This is a genomic window from Streptomyces sp. NPDC002054, assembly GCF_040296685.1.
Taxonomy (GTDB): Bacteria; Actinomycetota; Actinomycetes; order Streptomycetales; family Streptomycetaceae; genus Streptomyces.
The window spans coordinates 1-16,183 of record NZ_JBEOXT010000026.1 but is presented as its reverse complement, the minus strand read 5'-3'; the positions used below and the strand labels follow the sequence as shown (position 1 = coordinate 16,183).

At 73.6% G+C, this 16,183-nt stretch carries 15 protein-coding genes; 13 read left to right on the top strand and 2 right to left on the bottom strand.

Going from position 1 to position 16,183, the window contains the following annotated elements; all coding sequences use genetic code 11:
- The first annotated feature begins 7 nt into the window (after nt 1-7).
- Nucleotides 8-1,387 (top strand): aldehyde dehydrogenase family protein, encoded by a 1,380-nt coding sequence (locus ABT123_RS23155; RefSeq protein WP_351317798.1) that lies wholly within the window; start codon nt 8-10, stop codon nt 1,385-1,387.
- A gap of 5 nt (nt 1,388-1,392) precedes the next feature.
- Complete coding sequence (locus ABT123_RS23150; protein ID WP_351317796.1) at nt 1,393-2,184, top strand: 3-oxoacyl-ACP reductase; 792 nt, start codon at nt 1,393-1,395, stop codon at nt 2,182-2,184.
- Here ABT123_RS23150 and ABT123_RS23145 read toward each other — a convergent pair.
- Nucleotides 2,181-3,383 carry an amino acid deaminase/aldolase gene (locus ABT123_RS23145; RefSeq protein ID WP_351317794.1) on the bottom strand — a complete coding sequence of 401 codons (1,203 nt, stop codon included), beginning with the start codon at nt 3,381-3,383 and terminating at the stop codon, nt 2,181-2,183. The two genes, ABT123_RS23150 and ABT123_RS23145, sit on opposite strands and share 4 nt — an antisense overlap.
- A 125-nt stretch (nt 3,384-3,508) precedes the next feature.
- On the opposite strand from ABT123_RS23145, the gene ABT123_RS23140 reads away from it, so the two are divergent.
- From ABT123_RS23140 to ABT123_RS23130, 3 genes are all read left to right on the top strand, one after another.
- Nucleotides 3,509-4,741, top strand: coding sequence for a hypothetical protein (locus ABT123_RS23140; RefSeq protein WP_351317792.1), 1,233 nt, complete (start codon nt 3,509-3,511; stop codon nt 4,739-4,741).
- Between the two features lie 494 nt (nt 4,742-5,235).
- The gene (gene mycP / locus ABT123_RS23135) at nt 5,236-6,363 is read left to right on the top strand and encodes a type VII secretion-associated serine protease mycosin (RefSeq protein WP_351317790.1); all 1,128 of its coding nucleotides are present in this window, start codon (nt 5,236-5,238) and stop codon (nt 6,361-6,363) included.
- Nucleotides 6,364-6,375: 12 nt separating this feature from the next.
- Complete coding sequence (locus ABT123_RS23130; protein ID WP_351317788.1) at nt 6,376-7,116, top strand: SseB family protein; 741 nt, start codon at nt 6,376-6,378, stop codon at nt 7,114-7,116.
- A 79-nt stretch (nt 7,117-7,195) separates the two neighbouring features.
- Here ABT123_RS23130 and ABT123_RS23125 read toward each other — a convergent pair whose 3' ends face one another.
- On the bottom strand, nt 7,196-7,573 hold the full coding sequence (locus tag ABT123_RS23125) for a DUF1844 domain-containing protein (RefSeq protein ID WP_351317786.1): 378 nt from the start codon (nt 7,571-7,573) through the stop codon (nt 7,196-7,198).
- A gap of 346 nt (nt 7,574-7,919) precedes the next feature.
- Between ABT123_RS23125 and infC the strand changes: the two genes are divergently transcribed.
- From infC to ABT123_RS23085, 8 genes are all read left to right on the top strand, one after another.
- Nucleotides 7,920-8,597 (top strand): translation initiation factor IF-3, encoded by a 678-nt coding sequence (gene infC, locus ABT123_RS23120; RefSeq protein ID WP_351317784.1) that lies wholly within the window; start codon nt 7,920-7,922, stop codon nt 8,595-8,597.
- A gap of 104 nt (nt 8,598-8,701) precedes the next feature.
- Nucleotides 8,702-8,896: a 50S ribosomal protein L35 gene (gene rpmI / locus ABT123_RS23115; protein ID WP_351317782.1), complete on the top strand. Its 195-nt coding sequence runs from the start codon at nt 8,702-8,704 to the stop codon at nt 8,894-8,896.
- 104 nt (nt 8,897-9,000) lie between these two features.
- The gene (gene rplT, locus ABT123_RS23110) at nt 9,001-9,387 is read left to right on the top strand and encodes a 50S ribosomal protein L20 (protein WP_351317780.1); all 387 of its coding nucleotides are present in this window, start codon (nt 9,001-9,003) and stop codon (nt 9,385-9,387) included.
- A gap of 142 nt (nt 9,388-9,529) precedes the next feature.
- Complete coding sequence (locus ABT123_RS23105) at nt 9,530-10,387, top strand: TrmH family RNA methyltransferase (RefSeq protein ID WP_351317778.1); 858 nt, start codon at nt 9,530-9,532, stop codon at nt 10,385-10,387.
- 56 nt (nt 10,388-10,443) lie between these two features.
- Complete coding sequence (locus tag ABT123_RS23100; protein WP_351317776.1) at nt 10,444-11,685, top strand: sensor histidine kinase; 1,242 nt, start codon at nt 10,444-10,446, stop codon at nt 11,683-11,685.
- A gap of 166 nt (nt 11,686-11,851) precedes the next feature.
- Entirely contained in the window at nt 11,852-12,979 is a 1,128-nt protein-coding gene (gene pheS / locus ABT123_RS23095; RefSeq protein WP_351317774.1) for a phenylalanine--tRNA ligase subunit alpha, read from the top strand.
- On the top strand, nt 12,979-15,507 hold the full coding sequence (gene pheT, locus ABT123_RS23090) for a phenylalanine--tRNA ligase subunit beta (protein ID WP_351317772.1): 2,529 nt from the start codon (nt 12,979-12,981) through the stop codon (nt 15,505-15,507). Before pheS ends, pheT begins: the two co-directional genes overlap by 1 nt.
- 414 nt (nt 15,508-15,921) lie before the next feature.
- Nucleotides 15,922-16,183: hypothetical protein (locus tag ABT123_RS23085; protein ID WP_351317770.1), on the top strand; the 262-nt coding region annotated here is incomplete at its 3' end.

Genomic DNA, 16,183 nt, shown 5'->3' with positions numbered 1-16,183 from the left:
GCCCTCCGTGTCCGATGCGCTGGCCCCGCTCAATACAAGAGTGCTGAATCCGGCCACCGAAGAACTCGTCGCCCTCGTCCCGGCCGCCACACGGGACGAGGTAGACGAGGCCGTCGTACGGGCCGCCGCCGCCCAGCGCGGCTGGGCCGCCGCCGCACCCGCCGACCGGGCCCGGCTGCTGCGCCGCTTCGCCGCCGTGGTCGACGGCCACATCGAGGAACTCGCCCAGCTCGAGGTCCAGGAAGCCGGCCACACCATCGGCAACGCCCGCTGGGAAGCCGGCAACGTCCGCGACCTGCTCGAATTTTCCGCCGGCGGGGTCGAGCGGCTCTCCGGCCGCCAGATCCCGGTCCCCGGCGGCCTGGACATCACCTTCCTCGAACCCCTCGGCGTCATCGGGGTGATCGCCCCCTGGAACTTCCCGATGCCCATCGCCGCCTGGGGCCTCGCCCCCGCGCTCGCCGCGGGCAACGCCGTCATCCTCAAGCCCGCCGAGACCACCCCCCTCACCGCCCTGCGGCTCGCCGAACTCGCCCTCGAAGCCGGGATCCCCGAGCACCTCTTCCAGGTGCTCCCCGGCCACGGACCGGTGACCGGCAACGCCCTGGTCGAACACCCCGGTGTGGCGAAGATCGTCTTCACCGGCTCCACCCCGGTCGGCAAACAGATCATGGCCAAGTGCGCCGACCGGGTGAAGCGCGTCACCCTTGAACTCGGCGGCAAGAGCCCCAACATCGTCTTCGCGGACGCCGACCTGGAAGCCGCAGCAGCCGCCGCACCCATGGCCTTCCTCGACAACACCGGCCAGGACTGCTGCGCCCGCACCCGGATCCTGGTCCAGCGCCAGGTGTACGACCGCTTCCTGGACCTGCTCGCCCCCGGCATCGCAGCCGTCCGGGTCGGCGATCCGTCCGACGAGAAGACCCAGATGGGACCGCTGATCTCGCGGACCCAGCTGGACCGGGTCCGCTCCTACGTCCCCGACGGCACGGAGGCGATCCGCGGCACCGCCCCCGAGGGCCCCGGCTTCTGGTTCCCCCCGACCGTGCTCACCGGCTGCGACCCCACCGCGCCGGTCGCCACCGAAGAGGTCTTCGGCCCGGTCGCCGTGGTCCTCCCCTTCGAGGACGAGGAGGAAGCGGTACGCCTGGCCAACGCCACCGAGTACGGCCTCTCCGGCTCCCTCTGGACCCGCGACGTCGGCCGCGCCATCCGCGTCTCCCGCGCCGTGGCCGCCGGCAACCTCTCCGTCAACTCCCACAGCAGCGTCCGCTACTGGACCCCCTTCGGGGGCTACAAACAGTCGGGACTCGGCCGCGAACTCGGCCCCGACGCCCTCACCGCTTTCACCGAGACCAAGAACGTCTTCATCAGCACGGAGGCCTGAAGCACATGACCGACCGCACCGAAGAGAACGTCTGCCGCCGCCTGGTCGGCCGCACCGCCGTCATCACCGGAGCCGGCAGCGGCATCGGCCTCGCCACCGCCCGCCGGCTGGCCTCCGAAGGCGCCAACGTGGTCTGCGGAGACATCGACGAGAAGGCCGGCAAGGCCGCCGCCGAGGAGGTCGGCGGCACCTTCGTCAAGGTCGACGTCACCGACCCCGAGGAGGTCGAGGCCCTGTTCAAGACCGCCTTCGACACCTACGGCAGCGTCGACATCGCCTTCAACAACGCCGGCATCTCGCCCCCCGACGACGACTCCATCCTCACCACCGAGCTGGAGGCCTGGAAGCGGGTCCAGGACGTCAACCTCACCTCCGTCTACCTCTGCTGCAAGGCCGCTCTGCCCTACATGCAGCGCCAGGGACGCGGCTCCATCATCAACACGGCCTCGTTCGTGGCCATCATGGGCGCCGCCACCTCCCAGATCTCCTACACCGCCTCCAAGGGCGGCGTCCTCGCCATGTCCCGCGAGCTCGGCGTCCAGTTCGCCCGCGAGGGCATCCGCGTCAACGCCCTCTGCCCCGGGCCGGTCAACACCCCGCTGCTCCAGGAGCTGTTCGCCAAGGACCCGGAGCGGGCCGCCCGCCGCCTGGTCCACATCCCCGTCGGCCGGTTCGCCGAAGCCGAGGAGATCGCCGCCGCGGTCGCCTTCCTCGCCAGCGACGACTCCTCGTTCATCAACGCCACCGACTTCCTGGTCGACGGCGGCATCTCGGGGGCGTACGTCACCCCGCTCTAAAGGAACGTACGGCCCTCGCCCCGGTACGTCGGGACGGTGGCCGTCACCCGGTCGCCCTCGACCAGGTGCAGCTCCGCGAACCGCTCGCACAGTTCACCCGCCTTGGCATGCCGGAACCAGACCCGGTCGCCGATCAGCAGATCGTCGGCCGGGCTGCCCAGCAGCGGGGTCTGCACCTCCCCGGCACCCTCCTGCGGGTCGTAACGAAGCCCCTGCGGCAGGTACGGCACGGGCAGCCGGTCGGCGCCCGCCGCCCCCGAGGCCGGATAGCCGCCGCCCAGCACCGTCACCACCCCCACCCCCGGCCGCCGCACCACCGGCTGCGCGAACAGCGCGGCCGGCCGGCCGCGGAAGGAGGTGTAGTTGTCGAACAGCCGCGGCAGGTACAGCCCCGACCCGGCGGCGACCTCCGTCACCGCCTCCTCGGCGGCCGTCTCCTGCACGCTCCCGGTCCCGCCGCCGTTGACGAACTCCAGCTCCGGCACGACCGCCCGTACGGCCCGCACCACCTCGGCCCGGCGCGCCGCCAGCTCCCGGCGGGCCGCGCCCTGCATCAGCCGGATCGCCCGCGACCGCAGCGGCCGTCCCACCAGGTCGTCGCCGACGCCGGCCACATGCCCCTCGTACGCCATCAGCCCGACCACCCGGAAGCCGTCCCGGCGCTGCACCACCCGGGCGAGCTCCGCCAGCCCGGCCGGATCCCGCAGCGGCGACCGCCGCGCCCCGACCCGCACCCGGCCGCCGAACAGCGACAGGGCGGTGTCGAGCTCCAGACAGACCCGGATCTCCTCCCGGCCGCCGTCGCGGGCGCGGTCGATCAGCTCCAGCTGCGCGGGATCGTCCACCATCACCGTGACCGCGGCGGCGAGCTTGGGATCACCGGCCAGCTCCGCGAAGCCCGCCCGGTCGGTGGACGGGTAGGCAAGCAGCACGTCCTCGAACCCGGATTGGGCCAGCCAGACCGACTCGGCCAGCGTGTACGACATGATCCCGGCGAACCCGGGCTGCGCCAGCACCCGCTCGAGCAGAGCCCGGCAGCGCACCGATTTGCTCGCCACCCGGACCGGTTTGCCGCCGGCCCGGCGCACCAGGTCGGCGGCGTTCGCGTCGAAGGCGTCGAGATCCACGACGGCGAGCGGGGCATCGAGATGGGCAGTGGCCCGGTCATAGCGGGCCCGGTCCGCGGCGGGGGAAGTCATGGGGCGCAGCTTGCCAGACCGCCCTACCGGTGGGTAGGGGCCCGAGGCCCCGGTTCCTACGGCGCCGGGGCGCCGTAGAGTACGGGCAGGCAGCCGCGGTACGGAACGGGGGGCGGAGCCGCCGCATGACGACGACCGACCCACACACGGCACCACCGGCACCAGCCGCAGCCGCGAGCACCCCCGGCCCAGCCCCCGCCGCGCCGGCCGCCGCCCAGGCTGCCGCGCCCACCGTCGGCCCGGCCGCCGCCCAGGCTGCCGCGCCCACCGTCGGCCCGGCCGCCGCCCCCGGCCCGGGCTCTGCAGCGTCCGGCCAGGCTCCTGGCGTCCCCGGCCCGGGTCCGGACGCTCCCATACCGGCGCCCGCCGCGCCCACCCCTACCTCCGGCCCGGCCGCCGACCCCGACCCGGCCACCGGCGTGCCCAGCCCTGGCTCCGCTGCGTCCGGTCCGACCGCCGCCTTGCGCGGCCCGGCGGGCATCGTGCCCGGCCAGGCCTCTGCCGCCTCCGGCCTGGCCGCGGCTGACCGGAGTCCGACCCTTGCCGTGCCCGGCTCGGCTCCGGACGCTCCCATACCGGGGCCCGCCGCGCCCGCCCCTACCTCTGGCCCGGTCGCCGGGTCCGGCCCGGCGAGCGCCGGGTTCAGCGGGCGCCGTGGGCTGGCTGGGGCTGCGCTGTGCGCGGTCCTTGGGTTCGTCCTCATCGGCGGGGCCGGCTGGGCGGCCTGGCAGGACCGCCGGGATGCGGCCCGGCCGCCCTCCGCCGAGGAGCTGTACCGCCGGGCCGGCACCCTCTGGCACGAAGCCCCCGTGGACACCCTCTTCCCGCCACGCCTGGACACCGACGGCACCGGCCCCGGCGGAGCCGACCGTGCCTGGACCCGGATCGCCGTCGTCCCCGACGCGGCCTGCCCGGACGCCCTCCCGGCGGACTGGCAGCAGGCCCTGGCCGGGCCCGGCTGCACTCGGGTCCTGCGGGCCACGTACGCCGATGTCACCCGCAGCACCCTGGTCACGGTCGGGCTGGTGTTCACCCCGGCCGAGGCCGGGCCCGAAGCCGTGAACGGGCTCCGCGACCGGCTTCCGATGCCGCCCGGGCTGGGCTTCGCCGCGGAGCAGCGGGCGGCCTGGACGGTGTCCGTACGGTCGGACGCGCCGGTCGTCGTGTACGCGGTGTCGGCGTTCGCCGACGGACGGGCCGTGAAACGGCCGCTGACCGCGGAGGAGGCGATGAACCCGGAGACGGAGGGGGCGGTGGCCCGGGCGGGCCTCGGCCATGCGGTGCGGGCGGTCGCCGGCGGTGTCGAAAAGTCCCTCGGCGCACGTGTGGCGCCGCCTAGCCCGGAGCCGAAGCGATGACCGTGGCCTGCCGCTGCGCGGAGCCATTCCCCCACCCCGCCCCTTCCCGAAACCGGGGCCCAGCCCCGGACCCCACCCCGGGGCTCCGCCCCGGGCCCGTTCCGGGCGCTGCGCGCCCGTGCGGGCCGGCGTGCCGCTCGGCGGCCCCGGAACCGGTTGCGGGGCCGCGCCCCGCGCCCCGCGCGGCGTCCGGGCTTCGCCCGGGACCCGCCCCGGGGCTCCGCCTCGGGCCCGTTCCGGGCGCTGCGCGCCCGTGCGGCCCGGCGTGCCGCGCAGCGGCCCCGGAACCGATCGCGGGGCTGCGCCCCGTGCCCCGCACGGCGTCCGGGCTTCGCCCGGTACCTGCCCCGGGGCCCGTTCCAGGCGCTGCGCGCCCCTGTGGCCCGGCGTGCCACGCCGCGGCTCCGGAACCGGTTGCGGGGCTGCGTCCCGGGCCGCTTCGGCGGGCTGAGCGGGTTCGGGCCGTTGGGGTGGTTCTCGTGGTGGGGGTTGGGGTGGTGGTTGGGGTGGGGGTGCCGCCTGCTGCTGCGGATGCCATCCGGGACCGGCAGTGGGGGCTCACCGCGCTCCGCGCGGAAGAGGCCTGGGGCACCACCCGGGGCGAAGGCATCACCGTCGCCGTCCTCGACACCGGCGTGGACTCCGCCCACCCCGACCTCGACGGCCAGGTCCTCGCCGGCACCGACCTCGTCGGCCTCGGCGCGGCCCGCGGCGACCGCAGCTGGGCCCGCCACGGCACCGCCATGGCCGGGATCATCGCCGGCCACGGCCATGGCCCCGACCGCCGCGACGGCGTCCTCGGCATCGCCCCCGCCGCGAAGATCCTCCCCATCCGCGTGATCCTCGAGGAGGGCGACCCGGCCCGCGCCAAGGCCCGCAGCAGCAAGGGCGGCGCGCTCGCCGACGGCATCCGCTGGGCCGCCGACAACGGCGCCGACGTGATCAACCTCTCGCTCGGCGACGACAGCAGGTCCGCGCACCACGAAGCCGCCGAGGACGAGGCCGTCCAGTACGCCCTCGGCAAAGGCGTCGTCGTGGTCGCCTCGGCCGGCAACAGCGGCGAGAAGGGAAACCCCGTCTCCTACCCCGCCGCCTACCCCGGGGTGATCGCCGTCACCGCCGTCGACCGCAAGGGACGCAAGGCCCGCTTCTCCACCCGGCACTGGTACGCCACGGTCAGCGCCCCCGGCGTGGACGTGGTCATCCCCGACCCGGACCGCAAGTACTACGAGGGCTGGGGCACCAGCGCCGCCGCCGCCTTCGTCTCCGGGGCCGTCGCCCTGGTCCGGTCGGCCCACCCGGACCTCTCCCCGGCCCAGATCAAGCGGCTGCTCGAGGACACCGCCACGGACAGCCCGGGCGGTGGCCGCGACGACTCCCGCGGGCACGGCCTGGTGGACCCGGTCGCCGCCCTCCAGGCGGCCGAGCGGATCACCCCGGAGCCCGCCCTGCCGACGCCCGTCGCCCACACCGCCCGGTACTTCGGGCCCGGCCCGGCCGCCGTGCAGCCGCCCGCGCGCCCGGTCCGGGTGCTCGCCCCGGCCGCCGCGATCGCCGGGCTGGCCCTGCTCGGGCTGGCCGCCGTACTGGTGCGGCGCGGCCGTACCGGCCGTACCGGATAGGGTCGGGTAACTGTGGCGCAGAAGAACATCCCAGACCCCGGTTTCTCCGACGACGACGGCTCCGCCGATCCCCGGCTGAGCGCGGCCCTGGCCGCCTGGGCGGCGGACAGAACCAAGGAACCGGAGGTCCTGGCGGCGCTGCGCGACGCCCGCCTGCTGGTGCCCGTGGTTGCGGTGCTCGGTGAGGTGGAGACCGACCCGGAGACCGGCCTGAAGCGCGAGAAGACCAGCGACATGGCCGTGCCGACCCTGACGGCGGGGGACCGGCGGGCCCTGCCCGCCTTCACCTCCATCGCCTCGCTGGCCCGCTGGGACCCGGCGGCCCGCCCGGTGGCGGTTCCGCTGCACCAGGCGCTGCGCGCAGCCGCCCACGAGAAGGCGGACACCGTGGTCCTGGACCTGGCCGGCCCGGTGACCTACCAGCTGACCGGCCCGGCCCTGCTGGCGCTCGCCGAGGGCCGGTCGGACGCCGACCCGCTCGCCGACCCGGCGGTCCGGGAAGCCGTACGGGCCGCCGTGGCGGCAGAGCCCACGGTGCTCCGCGCCCACCTGCTGCCCGGGGGCGCCTCGGCCGACGGCATCCTCGCCGTGGTCCTCGCCGAGGGCACCGACCCGGCGGCCGGAGCGGGCCGGGTGGCCCGCGCCCTGGCGGCGGACGAGACCCTGCGGGCCCGGCTGGTCCGCGGGCTGGAGCTGGCCCTGCTGCCGGCCGCCGCCCCGGCCCCGCCCGGTGAGGCGTTCTTCGTCCGCTGAACCCTGCTGAACTCTGCCGAAACGCGGAAGCGGGCGTCCCCCTCGGGGACGCCCGCTTCCGCGTTGCAGGAGGATCGGATCAGGCGTAAACCGGTCCGGTGAACTTCTCGCCCGGCCCCTGGCCCGGCTCGTCCGGGACGATCGAGGCCTCGCGGAAGGCCAGCTGCAGCGACTTCAGACCGTCACGCAGCGGAGCGGCGTGGAAGGAGCTGATCTCGGTCGCGCTCGCCGTGACCAGGCCGGCCAGCGCGGTGATGAGCTTGCGCGCCTCGTCCAGGTCCTTGTGCTCGGAGTCCGGCTTGTCCAGGCCGAGGTTGACCGCCGCGGCACTCAGCAGGTGGACCGCCACCGTGGTGATCACCTCGACCGCGGGCACGTCCGCGATGTCACGGGTCATGGTGTCGTAGTCGGGGGCGGCGGAGCCGGCAGGAGCAGCAGTGGGGGTCGCGTCAGTCATGTCCTTCACCATAAGCGGTGGCCGGGGCGGCACCAGGATTGGTCCTCCCGGGACGTGGGTGCTAACCTTGTGTGACGACCGGCCGGAGACGTATGTCCCCGGCCCACAAGTGGAGGCTCCGAACTCCCACCTGACTGCCCTCCGGGGTGGCAGGTCATCCGGTCAGGTGGCATCCATCGTTCCGTACGGACGATGGAAAGCCGCCCGAGTCTGCGCCCCGCGGTCGACGCGGCGGTGCTCCGGTTGTGTTCTGGAGCTGCTGCCTGTGTCCCGTCCGGGGCGTTTTTGCGTTCCGGATGTGGCCGGTCAGACGAACAGACGTCAAGCGGTTGTCTGCCGGACAGCCGTGAGGTGCAACCGAGGAGGATCCATCAGCACCGAGCCCCGCATCAACGACCGGATTCGCGTTCCCGAGGTGCGACTTGTCGGTCCCAGCGGCGAGCAGGTCGGGATTGTTCCGCTTGCCAAGGCCCTGGAGCTTGCTCAGGAGTACGACCTCGACCTGGTCGAGGTTGCGGCGTCCGCGAGGCCGCCGGTCTGCAAGCTCATGGACTACGGCAAGTTCAAGTACGAGTCGGCCATGAAGGCCCGTGAGGCGCGCAAGAACCAGGCGCACACGGTCATCAAGGAAATGAAGCTCCGGCCGAAGATCGACCCGCACGACTATGACACCAAGAAGGGTCACGTCGTTCGGTTCCTCAAGCAGGGCGACAAGGTCAAGATCACGATCATGTTCCGTGGTCGCGAGCAGTCCCGGCCGGAGCTCGGCTACCGACTGCTGCAGCGTCTGGCGGAGGATGTCCAGGACCTCGGGTTCGTCGAGTCGAACCCGAAGCAGGACGGCCGCAACATGATCATGGTTCTCGGTCCGCACAAGAAGAAGACCGAGGCGATGGCCGAGGCCCGCGAGGCGCAGGCTGCCCGCAAGGCCGAGCGCCAGGGCCAGGCCGCCACGGACGAGGCTCCCGCGGAGGAGGCTGCTCCCGCCGAGGAAGCCGCCGCCGAGGAGAACGCCGAGGCCTGATACCGGGACAGCCCGTCCCGGATCAACCGACACAACTGACGCTCCCGTGCGCCGGTCCGGAAACGGATCGGCGGGGGCGCCACCGACGAGGAGATAACGGCGCTATGCCGAAGAACAAGACCCACAGCGGTTCCAAGAAGCGCTTCAAGATCACCGGCTCCGGCAAGGTGCTCCGTGAGCGCGCCGGCAAGCGCCACCTGCTCGAGCACAAGCCGTCCAGCCTGACGCGTCGCCTCACCGGCAACGCCGAGATGGCCCCGGCCGACGCCAAGAAGATCAAGAAGCTTCTCGGCAAGTGACGTCCTTCCGCTCCCTCCTGCCGGGAGCGGGACGTCGAGACCGGGACCCAATCGAATTCGGGCCGTGTGAAGACAACCACGGCCCCGCTACAAGGAGTTAACAAGTGGCACGCGTCAAGCGGGCAGTAAACGCCCACAAGAAGCGCCGGGCGATCCTCGAGGCGGCCTCCGGCTACCGCGGTCAGCGTTCGCGCCTGTACCGCAAGGCCAAGGAGCAGGTCACCCACTCGCTGGTCTACAACTACAACGACCGCAAGAAGCGCAAGGGCGACTTCCGTCAGCTGTGGATCCAGCGCATCAACGCCGCTGCCCGCCAGAACGGCATGACGTACAACCGCCTCATCCAGGGTCTGAAGGCCGCCAACGTCGAGGTGGACCGCAAGATCCTCGCGGAGCTGGCCGTCAACGACGCCAACGCGTTCGCCGCGCTGGTCGAGGTTGCGCAGAAGGCCCTCCCGGCCGACGTCAACGCCCCCAAGGCTGCTGCGTAAGGCTTGGCCGACGGCGTAAAAGCAGTCGGCACCCACGGACCCGCAGGCGATTGCCTGCGGGTCCGTGTGCGTTCGCCCCGCACCGTAGGGGCATCCCCCGCCCGGAGCCGCGCTCCGGAACCCGAGAGAGAACCCTGAGACCATGCGCACCCCCGATGAGCTGATCTCCCCCCGATCCCCGCGGGTGGCCGCCGCCAGGCGGCTGGCGCGGCGCAACTTCCGCACCAAGGAGCGCCGGTTCATCGCCGAGGGCCCGCAGGCCGTCCGCGAGGCCGTGGCGCACCGGGGCGAGCAGGGCGCGACCCTGATCGAGCTGTTCGCCACCGTCGAGGCCGCCGAGCGCTACGCCGACATCGTCGACGCCGCCCTGGCCGCCGGAGCCCGGGTGCACTACGCCTCCGACGACGTCCTCGCCGAGGTCTCGCAGACCGTCACCCCGCAGGGGCTGGTCGGGGTCTGCCACTTCCTCGACTCGCCGTTCGAGGCCGTCCTGGCGGCCGAGCCCAAGCTGGTCGCCGTCCTCGCGCACGTCCGCGACCCCGGGAACGCCGGCACCGTACTGCGCTGCGCGGACGCCGCCGGCGCGGACGCGGTGGTGCTGACCGACGCCTCGGTGGACCTCTACAACCCCAAGTCGGTACGGGCCTCCGTGGGCTCCCTCTTCCACCTCCCGGTGGCGGTCGGCGTCCCCGTCGAGCAGGCCGTCGCGGGGCTGCGCGCGGCCGGCGTACGGATCCTGGCCGCCGACGGGGCGGGCGAGGACGACCTGGACGCCGAGCTCGATGCGGGCACCATGGGCGGCCCCTCCGCCTGGGTCTTCGGCAACGAGGCCTGGGGCCTGCCGGAGGAGACCCGGGCGCTCGCGGACGCGGTGGTCCGGGTCCCGATCCACGGCAAGGCCGAGAGCCTCAACCTCGCCACCGCCGCCGCCGTGTGCCTGTACGCCTCCGCGCGAGCACAGCGGGCGCCCGGAGGGTGCCGCTCCGTGACCCCCAGCTAGTAATGTGACGGCCCGGGGGGCCCACTGCGCTCCTCGGAGATGTGGGGTACGGGGACATGACCGTCGGTACGAACAGCTCCCCGCGGCAGTCCGCGGGGGCCGCCCCCGGCCGGGGCCGGGCCGGAGCAGCGCCCCAGCAGCCCACCGGCTCAGCGGGATCCGCCGACTCCGCCGGTGACGTGCCCGCGACCGCCTGCGCGCCCCGTGCCGGCGAGCCCCTGACGGGAATCCCCGCGCAGGAACCCCCGCCCCACGGCGGCTACGGGATCGACCCCGACGAGTTGCCCGACGGGCTTGTCGTCGCCGACCACACAGGCCGGGTCATCTGCTTCAACCGGGCCGCCGCCCGGATTACCGCCACCCCCTCCGCCGCCGCCCTCGGCACCCGGATCGACCGGGCCCTGCCGCTGGAAGACCTCGAGGGCCGCCGCTGGTGGGCGCTGACCGACCCGTACGGTGGCCTCGCCACCCGGCGCCGGCAGCCCGAGCGGAACCTGCTGCTGCCCGGCGGGCGGGAGGTCCTGGTCTCCGCCGAGTACATCCGCACCCACCCCACCGGGCCGCTGCGCCGCCTGGTCGTCACCCTGCGCGGCACCGAGGCCCGCCGCCGCACCGAACGCAGCCACGCCGAGCTGATCGCCACCGTCGCGCACGAGCTGCGGTCCCCGCTCACCTCGGTCAAGGGGTTCACCGCCACCCTGCTCGCCAAATGGGAGCGGTTCACCGACGACCAGAAGCGGCTGATGCTGGAGACCGTCGACGCCGACGCCAACCGGGTCACCCGGCTGATCGCCGAGCTGCTCGACATCTCCCGCATCGACTCCGGCCGGCTGGAGGTCCGCCGCCAGCCGGTGGACATCGCCACCGCCGTCGGCCGGCACGTCCAGGCGCTCACCGCGAACGGCCAGGCCCCCGAGCGCTTCCTCGTACGGGTGAGCCGCCCGCTGCCCGATCTGTGGGCCGATCCGGACAAGGTCGATCAGGTCCTGGGCAATCTGCTGGAAAATGCGGTGCGGCACGGCGAGGGAACGGTCACCATCGATGTGAGCCCGCACGAGAAGGGAACCGCCGTCACCGTGCACGATGAAGGCCCCGGCATTCCGGAAGAGTCGATGGCCCGCGTCTTCACCCGCTTCTGGCGGGGCAGCAAGCGCGGCGGCACCGGCCTGGGCCTGTACATCGTCAAGGGCATCGTGGAAGCCCACGGCGGCACCATCACGGTCGGCCGCGGCCCCGGCGGCGGCGCCGAATTCCGATTTATCCTGCCCGTCGGCGCGCCGGCCTACCTCACGCAGTAGCACTGCGGAGCGTCCCGCCAGGCGGCCCACGGGCCCCTTCACCCCCAGCGGCCTTTAGACTCGTCCTTTGGCACCCTTGTGTCCTTGTGTCGAGCCCCAGCGGCTCCTGAGCGAGCCCCCAAGCCAGCACGGACCACCAGCCAGCCCATCGGAAGTACGGGAAGAGATGTCGGCACCGAACAAGTCGTACGACCCTGTCGAGGTCGAGGCACTGAAACCGGAAGAGATCGAGCGCATGCGGGACGAGGCGCTCGCTGCCTTCGCGTCCGCCGGCGACCTCGACGCGCTGCGCGAGGCGAAGACCGCGCACATGGGCGACCGCTCGCCCCTGGCGCTCGCCAACCGCGAGATCGGCGCCCTGCCGCCGCAGGCCAAGGCCGAGGCGGGCAAGCGCGTGGGCCAGGCCCGCGGCGCCGTGAACAAGGCCTTCGGGGCCCGCACGGTGGAGCTCGAGGCCGAGCGTGACGAGCGCGTGCTGGTCGAGGAGGCCGTGGACGTCACGCTGCCCCACGACCGCGTCCCCGCCGGTGCCCGCCACCCCCTGACCACGCTGATGGACCGCATCGCGGACATCTTCGTCGGGATGGGCTACGAGGTGGCCGAGGGTCCCGAGGTCGAGGCGGAGTGGTTCAACTTCGACGCCCTCAACTTCACGCCCGACCACCCGGCGCGCCAGATGCAGGACACCTTCTTCGTCCAGGGCCCCAAGGGGACCGAAGGCGACGAGTCCGGTGTCGTGCTGCGCACCCACACCTCCCCGGTGCAGGCCCGTTCGCTGCTGGAGCGCACCCCGCCCGTGTACATCGTCTGCCCGGGCCGGGTCTACCGGACCGACGAGCTGGACGCCACGCACACCCCGGTGTTCCACCAGGTCGAGCTGCTCGCCGTGGACAAGGGCCTGACCATGGCCGACCTCAAGGGCACCATGGACCACATGGTGCAGGAGCTGTTCGGCGAGGGCACCACCACCCGGCTGCGCCCCCACTTCTTCCCGTTCACCGAGCCGTCCGCCGAGATGGACATGCAGTGCTACGTGTGCCGTGGCGCCTCGGTGGGCAACCCCGACCGGCCCTGCCGCACCTGCTCCAGCGAAGGCTGGATCGAGCTCGGCGGCTGCGGCATGGTCAACCCCAAGGTGCTCATTGCCTGCGGCGTGGACCCCGAGGTCTACAGCGGGTTCGCCTTCGGGTTCGGCATCGAGCGGATGCTGATGTTCCGCCACAACGTTGAAGACATGCGAGACATGGTCGAGGGTGACGTGCGCTTCACCCGGCCCTTCGGGATGGAGATCTGATGCGGGTCCCGCTTTCCTGGCTGCGGGAGTACGTCGACCTCCCCGCCGGCACCACCGGCCGCGATGTGGCCCACCACCTCGTCGACGCCGGCCTCGAGGTCGAGACCGTCGAGCAGCTCGGCGCCGGGCTCAAGGGCCCGCTGGTCGTCGGCCAGGTGCTCACGATCGAGGAGCTCGAGGGCTTCCGCAAGCCGATCCGCTTCTGCACCGTCGACGTCGGCTCTGCCAACGGCACCGGTGAGCCCCAGGAGATCGTCTGCGGCGCCCGCAACTTCGCCGTCGGTGACAAGGTCGTCGTGGTCCTGCCCGGCGCCGTCCTGCCCGGCGACTTCGCGATCGCCTCGCGCAAGACGTACGGCAAGACCTCGCACGGCATGATCTGCTCCGGCGAGGAGCTCGGCATGGGCGACGACGGCACGCACGGCATCATCGTGCTGCCGCCGGAGCACGAGGTCGGCACCGACGCGATCGAGCTGCTCCAGCTCGTCGACGAGGTCCTCGACATCGACGTCACCCCGGACCGCGGCTACTGCATGTCGCTGCGCGGCATCGCCCGCGAGGTCGCCACCGCCTACGGCCTGCCGCTGCGCGACCCCGCGCTGCTCGACGTACCGGCGCCCAACTCCTACGGCTACCCCGTCAAGGTCGAGGACCCGGCCGGCTGCGACCGCTTCACCGCGCGCACCGTCACCGGCCTGGACCCCGAGGCGCGCTCCCCGATCTGGCTCACCCGCCGCCTCCAGAAGGCCGGCATGCGCCCGATCTCGCTCGCTGTGGACATCACCAACTACGTGATGCTGGAGCTCGGCCAGCCGCTGCACGCCTACGACCGCACCCGGATCGACGGTGCGATCGGCGTGCGCCGGGCCGAGCAGGGCGAGACCTTCACCACCCTCGACGGGGTCAAGCGCACCCTCGACGCCGAGGACCTGGTGATCACCGACAACAGCGGGCCGATCGGCCTCGCCGGTGTCATGGGCGGCGCCAACACCGAGATCGCCGACTCCGTCACCGACCCGGAGACGGGCGTCGTCACCGGCACCACGGATGTGGTCGTCGAGGCCGCGCACTTCGACTCCGTGTCGATCTCGCGCACCGCCCGCCGGCTGAAGCTGTCCTCCGAGGCCTCCAAGCGCTTCGAGCGCGGTGTCGACCCGAAGGCCGCCGCCGCGGCGGCGCAGCGGACCGTCGACCTGCTGGTGCTGCTCGCGGGCGGCACCGCCGAGGCCGGGGTCACCGAGGTGGCCGCCCCGGTCGCCCCGCGCACCGTCGCCATGCGCGCGGACCACCCGGACCGGGTGGCCGGCATGGACTACGGCCGGGAGACCGTCGTCCGCCGCCTCCAGGAGATCGGCTGCGACGTCCACGGCCAGGACGAGCTCGTCGTCACCGTCCCCACCTGGCGGCCCGACCTCGCCGAGCCCAACGACCTCGCCGAGGAGATCATTCGGCTGGAGGGCTACGGCAACCTGCCCTCCACCCTCCCGCAGGTGCCCTCCGGCCGCGGGCTGACCCCGCGCCAGGTGCTGCACCGCCGGGTCGGCCGCGCGCTGGCCGGCGCCGGCTACGTCGAGGCGCTCAGCTACCCCTTCATCGGCGAGCAGGTCTTCGACCAGCTCCAGCTGCCCGCGCACGACGCCGCCCGCCAGGTCGTCAAGCTGGTCAACCCGCTCTCCGACGAGGAGCCGGCGCTGCGCACCACGCTGCTGCCGGGCCTGCTGGGCGCACTGCGCCGGAACGACAGCCGGGGCAGCCACGACCTCGCGCTGTTCGAGACCGGCTCGGTCTTCCGGGCGGGTGCCGAGGCCGGGGTCGCGGTGCGGCTGCCGGTGGACCGGCGTCCCACCGACGAGGAGATCGCCACCCTGGACGCCGCGCTGCCCGCGCAGCCGCGGTACGCCGCGGTGGTGCTGGCCGGTGCCCGCGAGCAGGCCGGCTGGTGGGGCAAGGGCCGCCCCGCCGACTGGGCGGACGCGGTGGAGGCCGCCCGCTCGCTGGCCCGCGAGGCCAATGCCGAGCTGGTCGTCCGGCAGGGCCAGTACGGCCCCTGGCACCCGGGCCGCTGCGCCGAGTTGATCGTCACCCTGAACGGGGTGGAGACCGTCATCGGCCACGCCGGTGAACTGCACCCGCGCGTGGTCAAGGCCATGGGCCTGCCGGCCCGGACCAGCGCCATGGAAATCGACCTCGACCGCCTCCACGCGGCCGGCGGCGAGGCCGTGACGGCGCCGCGGATCTCCTCCTTCCCGGTGGCCACCCAGGACGTCGCCCTGATCGTGGACGCGTCGGTCCCGGCCACCACGGTGGAGGCGGCGCTCCGCAAGGGCGCGGGTGAACTCCTCGAATCGCTGCGGCTGTTCGACGTGTTCACCGGCGAGCAGGTCGGCGCCGGCAAGAAGTCCCTGGCGTACGCGCTGCGCTTCCGCGCGGCCGACCGCACGCTGACCGCCGAGGAGTCCACGGCGGCCCGCGACGCGGCGGTGGCGCTGGCCGCCGAGCGTACGGGCGCGGTGCTGCGCGGCGCGTAGGTAGCGGCCGTAGTTCGCCTTTTGCCTGGTGAGGGCCGCATTCGGGACACCGAATGCGGCCCTCACTCATTTGGGTGAGATGGCCGGTGACCCGTGTCCAGGGCACCGGGTGATCGACACAATCGATCCGGCCGAGGGGAGGCCGGACGGAGATGACGAGGCACGGGGAGATGCCCCGGGTGCGCCGGGTGTGTGTCCTTGCCTGGACGGGCGCCGCGGTGTCCTGGGAGCTGACCTCCCCGGGGGCGCTGGGGCCTAGGGGGTGTCCGGCGGATCATGGCCGGGCCCGGCCCTCCCCCAGACTCCGTCCGGGGGGACCCCCAGGCACCGCGGCTTGCCGCGTTGTCGTCGGTCGCCGACGTCCCCCAGCTACCGCTGGGAGGTGCCCCCACCGCGTGGGCTCCCTCCTCCGCCTTGCAATCCACGGCGCCAGACGACCCGGGCTATCCGGCCCTGATCCGCCGGACACCCCCTAGCCTGGCCAGCTGCGCCGCGTTCCTGCTGCCGGCCACCGTGTGCGCGCTGCACATCCGGCAGCGGCTGCTGGACCCGCTGCGCGGAGCCTTCCCCCACCCCGCCCCTCCCCGAAACCGGGGCTCCGCCCCGGACCCCGCCGGGTGCCCGGGCTCCGCCCGGCACCCCGAAGCGGGGGCGACGCCCCCGCACCCCGTACGGG

What these genes read in the sequence shown, in the direction of transcription:
- ABT123_RS23150 (WP_351317796.1), top strand. Translation starts at nt 1,393, where the DNA reads ATGACCGACCGCACCGAAGAGAACGTCTGCCGCCGCCTGGTCGGCCGC.
- ABT123_RS23145 (WP_351317794.1), bottom strand. Translation starts at nt 3,383, where the DNA reads ATGACTTCCCCCGCCGCGGACCGGGCCCGCTATGACCGGGCCACTGCC.
- ABT123_RS23140 (WP_351317792.1), top strand. Translation starts at nt 3,509, where the DNA reads ATGACGACGACCGACCCACACACGGCACCACCGGCACCAGCCGCAGCC.
- ABT123_RS23125 (WP_351317786.1), bottom strand. Translation starts at nt 7,573, where the DNA reads ATGACTGACGCGACCCCCACTGCTGCTCCTGCCGGCTCCGCCGCCCCC.
- rpmI (WP_351317782.1), top strand. Translation starts at nt 8,702, where the DNA reads ATGCCGAAGAACAAGACCCACAGCGGTTCCAAGAAGCGCTTCAAGATC.
- ABT123_RS23105 (WP_351317778.1), top strand. Translation starts at nt 9,530, where the DNA reads ATGCGCACCCCCGATGAGCTGATCTCCCCCCGATCCCCGCGGGTGGCC.
- ABT123_RS23100 (WP_351317776.1), top strand. Translation starts at nt 10,444, where the DNA reads ATGACCGTCGGTACGAACAGCTCCCCGCGGCAGTCCGCGGGGGCCGCC.
- pheS (WP_351317774.1), top strand. Translation starts at nt 11,852, where the DNA reads ATGTCGGCACCGAACAAGTCGTACGACCCTGTCGAGGTCGAGGCACTG.
- pheT (WP_351317772.1), top strand. Translation starts at nt 12,979, where the DNA reads ATGCGGGTCCCGCTTTCCTGGCTGCGGGAGTACGTCGACCTCCCCGCC.